This is a genomic window from Pseudomonas sp. HY7a-MNA-CIBAN-0227, from assembly GCF_040310325.1.
In the GTDB taxonomy this organism is placed as follows: domain Bacteria; phylum Pseudomonadota; class Gammaproteobacteria; order Pseudomonadales; family Pseudomonadaceae; genus Aquipseudomonas.
The window spans coordinates 30,631-39,873 of sequence record NZ_JBEOPT010000026.1; the positions used below are offsets into that span (position 1 = coordinate 30,631).

Here is a 9,243-nt window from a genome sequence, read left to right on the forward strand (position 1 = left end):
CGGAGCAAGTTCGCTCCTTCAAGGGGGCAGCGTTTGCTTAACAAGGATTTTGCCCGTTCATGAAAATTTCCAAGCATTACCTGCTGACTGCACTGATCAGCTTGACCTACGGCCACGCCCTGGCGGGCGACTTGACCCTGACCCCCTGGGGGCCAGCGCTCGACGTCCAGTCCCTGGGGTTCTTGCCAAACAGCCCGGAACGCCTGGCCGCCAGCGAACGCGATGGTTTGCTTTTACTTGATGCCAAAGGCAGTGAACTGGCACACCTGAAAGGCTCCTTCACCAGCCTCGACAGCCGCACCGCTGGCCAACAGGTGCTGGTGGCGAGCCTGGACAATGATCGCCAGCAAGCGCTGCTGGTTAGTCTCGACCCGGCCGGCCGTCGTTGGGGCGCGCCGGTGTACCTGCCAACCCGAGATTTTCCGGTCAACGGCCTGTGCCTGTATCGCGATTCGGTGGCCAACCTGTTCCTGTTCCTGGTAGGCGAGGAGGGCAAGGGCGAGCAATGGCTGGTGGGCAATGGCGCGATGCTGATGCCACAACCGCAGCGCGTGCGGGGTTTGCCGTTGCCGCCGTCGGCACAGTTCTGCCAAGTGGATGACGGCGCCCAGCAACTGCTGGTCAATGAAAAAAATGTCGGTTGGTGGGCTTACCCGGCGCATCCGGAAGCCGATGTAACCCGCATGCCAGTTGCCATTATCGACAACGCTCGACAGGAAGCAGGCGCCATGGCGCTGGTGCCCGGTGGTGTCATCGCACTCGATCCAAAAGCTGCACAATTACATCTTTACCAGCAGCAAGGCGAACGCTGGGTTGCCCAAGGGTCGTTGCCGTTGCCTGGCTTGAAAGAACCGGAAAACCTAGCTCTGCAGCCGACGGCCAACGGCCTGCAAGTGCTGCTGCGTGACGATGGCAACAGTCGCTTGTACCAGGGCGAAATCAATTGGCAAGCCAAGCCCGTACCGTTGGCGCCGGTGTTGCCCGAAGTCGCAGCGATCCGCCAGAGCGAACCCGTGGGGCGTCAAGGTGATGCCGCCGATGACCCGGCGATCTGGATTCACCCCGAGCACCCGTCCAAAAGCCGCGTGCTGGGTACCAATAAGAAACAGGGCCTGCTGGCCTATGACCTCGACGGCAAGCTGTTGCAGGAGCTTGCGGTGGGTCGCCTGAACAACGTCGACGTGCGCTCCAGTTTCAAGCTTGGTCAACAAACCGTCGACCTGGCAGTGGCGAGCAATCGCGATCACAACAGCCTCAGCCTGTTCAGTATCGACCGCAGCAGTGGTGAGTTGCGGGTCGCCGGTGAGATTGCCACGCCGCTCAAGGCCATCTACGGCATTTGCCTGTTCCAGCCGGCCAGCGGCGAGATCTATGCAATCGCCAACGACAAGGACGGTACCTTCCTGCAATACCGCCTGAGCGCGCCGGATGGCCGGGTGCAGGGTGAGTTGGTGCGCCAGTTCAAGGTCGACAGCCAGCCCGAAGGTTGCGTGGCCGACGATCAGCGCCAGCGTTTGTTCATCGGCGAAGAAGATGTTGGCGTATGGGCGGTGGATGCTCGCTCCGATCAGCCGGCGCAGTTGACCAGTGTGATCAAGGTCGGCGCGCAATTGCAGGCAGATGTCGAAGGGTTGGCGCTGTATCAGAGCGCTAAACGCGACTACCTGGTGATTTCAAGCCAAGGCAATGACAGCTATCTGGTGCTGGATGCCGAACCACCGTTTGCCTCTCACGGTGCATTTCGCGTCGGCCTGAATGCGCTAGCCGGTATTGATGGCGCTTCGGAAACAGACGGTCTGGAAGTCACTGCGATTAATCTCGGCGGGCCCTGGAGCCAGGGCATGCTGGTGGTGCAGGACGGACGCAAGCGCATGCCCGAGCAGACCCAGAACTTCAAGTTCGTGCCCTGGGACCAGGTCACCAAAGCGTTGAAATTGCCTTGATCGTGTCATCAACCGGTCACACGTTTTTTATCGAATAACTGCTCAAGGAGTTCACCATGCACGCCACTCTGGAACACATGACTATCTGGGGCCTGATCAGTGACGCCAGCCTGCTGGTCAAGGCCGTCATGCTCACGTTGCTTCTGGCATCGCTGCTCAGTTGGTACCTGATCATCCAGCGCGCCAGCGTCTTGCGCCGTATGGAGCGCCAGATGAACCAGTTTGTGCAGCGCTTTCGCGGTGCGTCGGATGTGCTGCCGTTGTACCGGGATACGTTGAAAGACACAGACGGCGGCGTCGCGCCGATCTTTATCGCCGGGGTTCAGGAGTTCCAGCATCTGCAGGCCCATGACGATGGAGTGCTCGAAGGGGTGGAGCGGGCGCTGCAAGTGGCGATCAGCGAACAGGAAGTGGAGCTTGAGAAGGGCCTGCAATTTCTCGCCACGGTGGGTTCGGTCAGCCCTTATATCGGCCTGTTCGGTACCGTGTGGGGCATCATGAATTCCTTCCTTGGCCTGTCCCAGGTGCAACAGGCGACGTTGTCGACAGTGGCTCCAGGCATCGCTGAAGCGCTGATTGCCACGGCCATTGGCCTATTTGCGGCGATTCCGGCAGTAATCGCCTATAACCGCTTTGCTGCCCGCAGCCAGACCTTACTGACCCGCTACTACGCCTTTGGCAATGAATTGCAGGTGCGCCTGCATCGCACCTTGCGCGGCACTCCAATGAACCTGGCTGCGGCCGCCTGAACAGGAGCATCGCGATGTTAGTCAGGCCGCAACGCAAGCACGGGCCCAAGGCGGAAATGAACGTAGTGCCCTACATCGATGTGATGCTGGTGCTGCTGGTGATCTTTATGGTCACCGCGCCGATGCTGACCCAGGGCGTGAAGATCGAGTTGCCCAAGGTCGCCGCCGAGGCACTGGCCACCGACACCCGTCAGCAGATCCTTACTCTGTCGGTGAAGGCCGACGGCGGCTACTACTGGAACCTGGGGGGTGAACTCGACACGAAGCACCAGACCGACAGCGCAGTGACCCTCGACGACATGGGCGCCAAGGTGGCGCAGATCGTCGCGCAGCGGCGCGACACCCAGGTCTATATCCGCGCCGATGAAGACGCCGGTTACGGTCGCGTGGTGGCGGCCATGGCGGTGTTGCACAAAGGCGGGGTGAGCAACCTGGGGCTGGTGACCGAGGCCCCGCAATGACGGCGATGATTATGCACAGTCCTTGTCTGACAGTGGCGCCGCGCGAGTTTGCTGGCTTGTGGAAAAACAGCCTGGCGGCAGGCTTGGCCGTGGCGTTGCACGTCGTCGTGCTGGCGTTGCTGATGCTGGGGTGGTCGCCCGAGAAACCCTCGGTTGAGCCGCCTTCGGTGATGCATACCCAGTTGGTGATGCTGGCACCGGCGCCGGTGCTGCCCGAAATGCCTGCGGCCGTTGAGCCAGCACCCGTGGAGCCGGCTGTTTCGGTGCCGGTAAAACCCGTTGTCGATCCGCAAGTCCAGGCGCAAAAGCTCGAAAAGGCCGCCCTGGCGCACAAGCGGGTCGCGGATAAAAAGCTCGAACAGCAACGCCAACAGCAGGAAACCGAGCAGCGCAACCACGAACTTGAACAGCAGCGCGTGGCCCAGGAACAGGCCCAGCAACAAGCGCGCCTAGCCGCTGACCATGCCCGCCAGCAAGCCGCGGCCCAAGCTGTTGCCGACAGCCGCCAATACCTGCCCCTGAGCAAGGAAGCTCCCGATTACCCCGAGCGTGCCCTGGACAAAAACATCGAAGGCGATTGCTCGGTGCAATACACCGTCAACCCACAAGGCAAGGTGGAGAACCCCAAGGTGCTGGATGGCTGCCATCCGCTGTTTATCCGCCCGTCACTGGCGGCGGCTAATACCTTTCGCTACCAGCCGCGAGTGGTGGATGGCAAAGCCGTGTCGGTGCCGGCGGTGCGCAATACCTTCCATTACCGGATCAAGTAAACAGTTCAGGTTCACATACCCCGGGATATAGCCTTCAGTTGCTAGAACGCATACTGCACCCGACTGTAGTAATACCCCCCGGTAAACCCGAACGGTGAATAGCTGCCCCAGTTATCACCGAACGAAGAGTTTTTCACGCCGATAGGGTCCGGGTATTTGTCGAACAAATTTTGCGCCCCAACCGCCACCGTCAGTTGTTTGTTGATCGCATAGGCCACGTCCAGATCAGTGATCCATTTGGCCGAATACTTACGGTCCAGGCTCGCATCGCTGGAACTGTTGACCTCGGTGTAGGTGCCGTAGCGGGTCAGGCGCAGGTTGACGTCGAAGTCGTGGATGGCCCAGTCGGCAGAAAAGATCATCTTGCTGCTGGGGGAAGTCTTGGTGATCAAGGCCCGTGACTGGCGCCCCAGCAGCTGGAAGTCGCCCAGGGCGCTGAGCTGTGCCGGGGTGTCGTTGACGCTGAGTATTTGCGTGTGGTTGTAGTTCAGTGCGGCAGTCCACCGGACCGAGCCGTATTGGTCGAGGTTCTGCCGGTAGTTGCCCACCACGTCGACGCCTGAAGTCCGGGTGTTGGCGCCGTTGGTGAAGTACTGGGCGCCGGCGGTGGCCGGTACGCCGATGCTGTCGAGCAGGGCGGCGACGCCGGGGCCCTGGAAGCGTTCGCTGAGCACCAGGCGATCGCGCAGGTTGATCACATAGCCATCCACCGTCAGGCTCAGGTCGTTACTGGGGGTCAAGGCAAAACCCAGGCTGAAGTTGGTGGAGCGTTCGGGTTTCAGTGACTTGGCGCCAAGGGCCTGGGCGCCGGCCGAGTCTACCGGCAGGATCACGTAGTTATAGGACTGGTAGACGCCATTGATGGTGTCGAAACCTGTGGAGCGTGCGGTGAATATCTCGTTAGCCAGGGACGGTGCGCGAAAACCGTTGCTGAGGGTGCCGCGCACCGAGAACAACGGGTTGAACGCATAGCGGGTGCTTAGCTTGCCGCTGCGGGTGCCGCCGACGCCTTCGTTGTAATGCTCGTAGCGACCGGCGACGCCGACGTACCACTGTTCGGTAGGGTAGAAACCCAGGTCGATATAGCTGGCGACACTGTTGCGGCTGACCTTCTGCGCGTCTTCGGGGCTGATACCGTTGGTGACTTGCGCGCCAGGGTCAGGACGTTGTCCGGCTCGTGGATGGCCGACTGGAAACACATAGCCGCCGTCGATATAGGAAGCCTCGGAACCGGCGCGGGTCTCGTAGCTTTCTCGCCGATGCTCGAAACCGAAGGCTACATCCAAAGGCTTGGCGAGGCCGATCTCGTAGCTGTTTTTCAGATCCAGGTTGCTGGTCAGTTGGTCGGCGATGTAGACCCCCGAAGTGAACTTGTTGGGCGTGCTTTCCCCCAGCGACGGGTTCTGGTTGTTGTAGGTGCGCTGCTTGGCGTAGTTGCGCCCGTACGTGCTGCTCAGGTCCCAGGCCCAGCCACCGCCCAGGTCATCGCCCTTGGCGCCGAAGGCTGATTGGAAGTCGGTTTCGTTGACCAGCCAGTACGGGCTGTAGCCATCGGGATAGCCATTGGGACCGGTGGTGATGGTGTTGCGCCCGTTGGGCAAGCGGAAGTTCTGGCCGTCGTTGTTTTCGCGGGTGGCCAGGGTGGAAAATGAGTACAGCGTCAGGTCGTCATTAAGCGGTAGGTCGAGGTTATAGGCGACATCGGCCAACTGGCTGCGGGGCGAGCCATAACCCTTGTAGGTATGGTGGCTGGCGCCGGCTTCGCGCGGGTCCGGCGAGCCATCGGCCTGGGGGTAGTAATGGCTGCTGTAGCCGTTGCTGCCGGCCTTGTTGTCACGCTCCTGGTAGCGGGTGTCGAGGGACACATTGAGCACGCCGGCTTCGCCGACCTGGAAGCCATAATTCAGCGCTTCCTGGCCGGTGCCGCGCTTGCCGTCGTAGTTCTGGCCCAAGGTGGTGTCGGAGCTGCCGCCGGTGGTCTGTTTGAGGATGATATTGATCACCCCGGAAATCGCATCCGAACCGTACTGCGCCGCCGCACCGTCGCGCAGCACTTCGATGTGGTCGATGGCCGCCACCGGGATCAGGTCCAGGTCGCTGGGGGCCGCACCGCTGTTGATGCCGTTGATGTTCAGGGTGGCGCTGGTGTGCCGTCGTTTGCCGTTGACCAGCACCAGCACATGGGAGGCGGTTAGGCCGCGCAGGGTGGCAGAGCGCACCACGCCACTGGCATCCCAGCCGGCGCGGTCGGGCAAGTTGAAGGAGGGGATGAGCTTGCCCAAGGCCTCCAGCAGGCTGGGTTTTCCCACTGCACGCAATTGATCGGCGCTGATCACGTCGATGGGCGTCGGGCTAGTGGTGACGGTGCGCTGCTCGGTGCCACGGTTGCCGGTGACCACCACGGTGTCGAGGGTGGGTGAACGGCTTTCGGCGGATTCAACGTTGAAAGAAGCCAGGCCGCACGCGATGGATAGCGGCAGCAGTAAAGGACGGCTCTGCATGAGAGTGAAGTTCCTTGTTCTCGGGGGTGGTTAACTTGTGGCGAGGGGCAAGAACATACCCAGGCGCTGTCAGTGGTTGCGGGCGGCGACGGCCTCGATTTCCACCAGACCACCGGGCAACGGTAGCGCCACTACTTGCACGGCCGTGCGCGCCGGTTTTTTCGGTTGTTCGGCGCTGCCAAAGAACGGCGTATAGCCTTGCTGCAAACCGGCGAAATCGAGCTTGCCGCCCTTGATTGGATCGCCCACCAGGAACACCCGCAGTTGCACCACATCGCCCAGGTCCAGGCCCTGGCTTTGCAGCACACCTTTTAGCTTGTTGAGGATCGAGGTGGTCTGGGTCGCGGTGTCGCCGTAGGCGGCGAAAGAATCCTTGGGCGCCTTGGGGTCGTGGAGGTCGGCGAGCAGGCCGCTGACAAACAGCAGTTCGGTTTGCGGCGGTACCGACACGGCCAGGGAAATCGGGAAGTTGGAGTTGGGCAGTGGCACGCGCTTGATGTCGTCGGCGTGGGCGGCGAGGGTGGTGGCGGTCATCAGCAGTCCTGCGATTAAGGTTTTCATCGGTTCAGTCCTTGAGTGAGAAATATCAGGCAGCAACGCCCGGTTGCAGGATTTCGGCGTGACGGCCGATCAGCGAGACGATGCGCCGCGCCGAGTCGGCGGCGCTGTTCTGCCAGATGCCAACACCACCATGGGCGAGGGCGTCGCTGGCCAGGTAAGTACGGCCTTGGGGTTGGTTGAGAATCTGATAAGCGCTTTCGCCGACCTCGTCGTTGACGATCCAGGGCCCCTTGCTGTAGCTGACTTTCGACCAATTGATCGCCACCGGTTTTTGCAGCTTGGCGCTGTGGCCGGGGTGCAGCAGTTCCACGGCCTGGCGGGAGGAAGCGAACTGTTCGGCGAGGGATTTTTTGCTGAAAGCCTGGGCTGATTCGCTGGTGTTGTAGGCCGCCACCAGAATGCCCTGGGTGCTGTTCAGGCGGTCGCTGGGGTACCACAAGCCTTTGACTTCGTGATCGAGATAAGACAACCCGCCGTAGATGTTGAAGTCGGTTTCCCAGAAGCGCGGCGCCTGCCAGGCGACCTTGTTGGCCTGATCACTTTGCGCGGACTGGATCGCTTGTTTGAACGGTGTGGTGAAGTTGCTCGGCAGTTTGGCCAGCAATGGCAGGGGCACGGTGACGATGGCGTAGTCGGCGCTCAGGGTCTGGACCTTGCCGCTGACGCGGTCGCGCCAAGTGATGCGGCTGCCTTGCTCTGCCGTCTGGATATCGCTGACTTCGGCGTTGAGGCGCACGGCGTCCTTGAGGTGTTGGTAGAACGCCTCGGGAATCCGGTCCATGCCGCCCACGGGCTGGAACATGGTCGAGGAAAACTCCGGGATTTCATCAAACACCAATGCACCCCAGAGCTTGGGGTTGAGCAGGGTTTGCAGCTCCAGCGGCGCACGGGTGAGGCCTGTTTGATCACCGGCACCGGGGATGCGGGTGTAGCCGGAGCGCACCGAACCCTTGTATTGCAGGTCGGCGTTGAGGTCGCCGTAGACCTTGAGGAAATTGAGCAGCGCCTTGCGATCATCGACGCTCAAGTCCTGGTCCAGAGCCTTGCGGCTGACGGTACGGGCCAGTAACTCGGAGAGCTGCCCGCGGGTGTCGTTGACCGCCTGGCGCAACTGGAACGCCGGCTGTTTGACATCAGGCAGGGCGAGGGCGTTGCGGCTGCTGTTGACCAGCACTTGCAGCTCCACCCCCAACTCACGGCAGTAGCCAAGGATCGTTTGGTGGTGGCTGGGAATTCGCGCGGGACCTGCGTTGAAAAACTGTCCGTCATCGAAGTCGACGGTCTGGCTGACGCCGTCGTCGAAGTCGACCTTGGTGCCTCGGCGCAGCGTCCAGTTGCGCCCGCCAACCCGGTCGCGGGCTTCAAGAATGGTCACGTTGAAACCGGCCTTGCGCAGCTCATAGGCGCTGACCAGCCCGGAAATCCCGGCGCCGACCACCACCACGTTTTTGCCTTTGCCAGTGTTGCCCAACTGCAACGGCGTGAAGCTCGACGCCACAGCCTGAGGCGTCAGCCCCAGGGCGCCGAGGGCGCTGACGGCGGCGGAATAACCACCGACGGCGGCAATACGGGAAATCAGTTCCCTGCGAGTGAAAGCCATGATTCGCTCCTTGAGATAGCGGGGTTGGTGGCCGTAGTGCACTTTTCAGGGCAAAGCGTTGCCAGGGCAGAGGTCGCAAGACCGTGCCGGGGTTGGCTTTAGCCGGTTCAGGTTGTCGATGTGGCAATTGACCGTGGGGTGGTGTCGGCCGGAAAAGCACGCAATGCGTGAGCCTCCACCTGGTCGGGGGTCGGTGATGGATGTAACAGTATTTGTATAAGTGATGGCTGTAAAAGTCTGATTAGTTATAAGTTAATTATAAAAAATAGACATTTATATTATTGATGTAGATGCATAAAATTAATTATATTTTTCGGCTGGAATATAACAAATGTGGGAGCGGGCTTACCCTTGATCGCCATGTGTATCTACACATATATTGAGGTTACGGATGGCTGGGGAGCAGGTTCGGTTCGGGGGCTTTTGAGTACATATCCGTTGCTGCGGTAATGGCGGCTTAGGGTTACGCCCTTACGGTGTGTCACTTTCGAAAAGTCGGAATGCCGGCTCAGACGAAAGTAACCAAAGCGCTCCTGCCCTACCTATCGGCGCCTCGCTGTGGCTCGGCGTACCCGAACGAAGGCATTGCTCCGTGGGTCGCCGCGATGGGCCATCCCTGGCCCAGCGCGGCTAAACCGGCATCCTTGCCGGTTTACCC

Annotated in this window: 7 protein-coding genes; 4 read left to right on the forward strand and 3 right to left on the reverse strand. The window is 60.8% G+C overall.

Annotated elements, in window-relative coordinates:
• The first annotated feature begins 59 nt into the window (after positions 1-59).
• The 4 genes from AAEZ06_RS26100 to AAEZ06_RS26115 are packed head-to-tail and all read left to right on the forward strand — an operon-like array spanning position 60 to position 3,923.
• Positions 60-1,943: a phytase gene (locus AAEZ06_RS26100; RefSeq protein WP_149412422.1), complete on the forward strand. Its 1,884-nt coding sequence runs from the start codon at positions 60-62 to the stop codon at positions 1,941-1,943.
• A gap of 56 nt (positions 1,944-1,999) precedes the next feature.
• Entirely contained in the window at positions 2,000-2,692 is a 693-nt protein-coding gene (tolQ, locus tag AAEZ06_RS26105) for a protein TolQ (RefSeq protein WP_149412421.1), read from the forward strand.
• Positions 2,693-2,706: 14 nt separating this feature from the next.
• Positions 2,707-3,153, forward strand: coding sequence for a protein TolR (gene tolR, locus AAEZ06_RS26110; RefSeq protein WP_149412420.1), 447 nt, complete (start codon positions 2,707-2,709; stop codon positions 3,151-3,153).
• Complete coding sequence (locus AAEZ06_RS26115) at positions 3,150-3,923, forward strand: energy transducer TonB (RefSeq protein ID WP_149412419.1); 774 nt, start codon at positions 3,150-3,152, stop codon at positions 3,921-3,923. The genes tolR and AAEZ06_RS26115 overlap by 4 nt, the downstream gene beginning before the upstream one ends.
• A 41-nt stretch (positions 3,924-3,964) precedes the next feature.
• Here the strand turns inward: AAEZ06_RS26115 and AAEZ06_RS26120 are convergent, their stop codons facing one another.
• From AAEZ06_RS26120 to AAEZ06_RS26130, 3 genes are all read right to left on the reverse strand, one after another.
• Positions 3,965-6,424 (reverse strand): TonB-dependent receptor plug domain-containing protein, encoded by a 2,460-nt coding sequence (locus tag AAEZ06_RS26120; RefSeq protein ID WP_350616924.1) that lies wholly within the window; start codon positions 6,422-6,424, stop codon positions 3,965-3,967.
• A 69-nt stretch (positions 6,425-6,493) separates the two neighbouring features.
• Positions 6,494-6,985, reverse strand: coding sequence for a RidA family protein (locus tag AAEZ06_RS26125; RefSeq protein WP_149412417.1), 492 nt, complete (start codon positions 6,983-6,985; stop codon positions 6,494-6,496).
• Positions 6,986-7,010: 25 nt separating this feature from the next.
• Positions 7,011-8,585, reverse strand: a complete 1,575-nt coding sequence (locus AAEZ06_RS26130) for a flavin monoamine oxidase family protein (protein WP_350616926.1) — start codon at positions 8,583-8,585, stop codon at positions 7,011-7,013.
• Positions 8,586-9,243 lie beyond the last annotated feature (658 nt).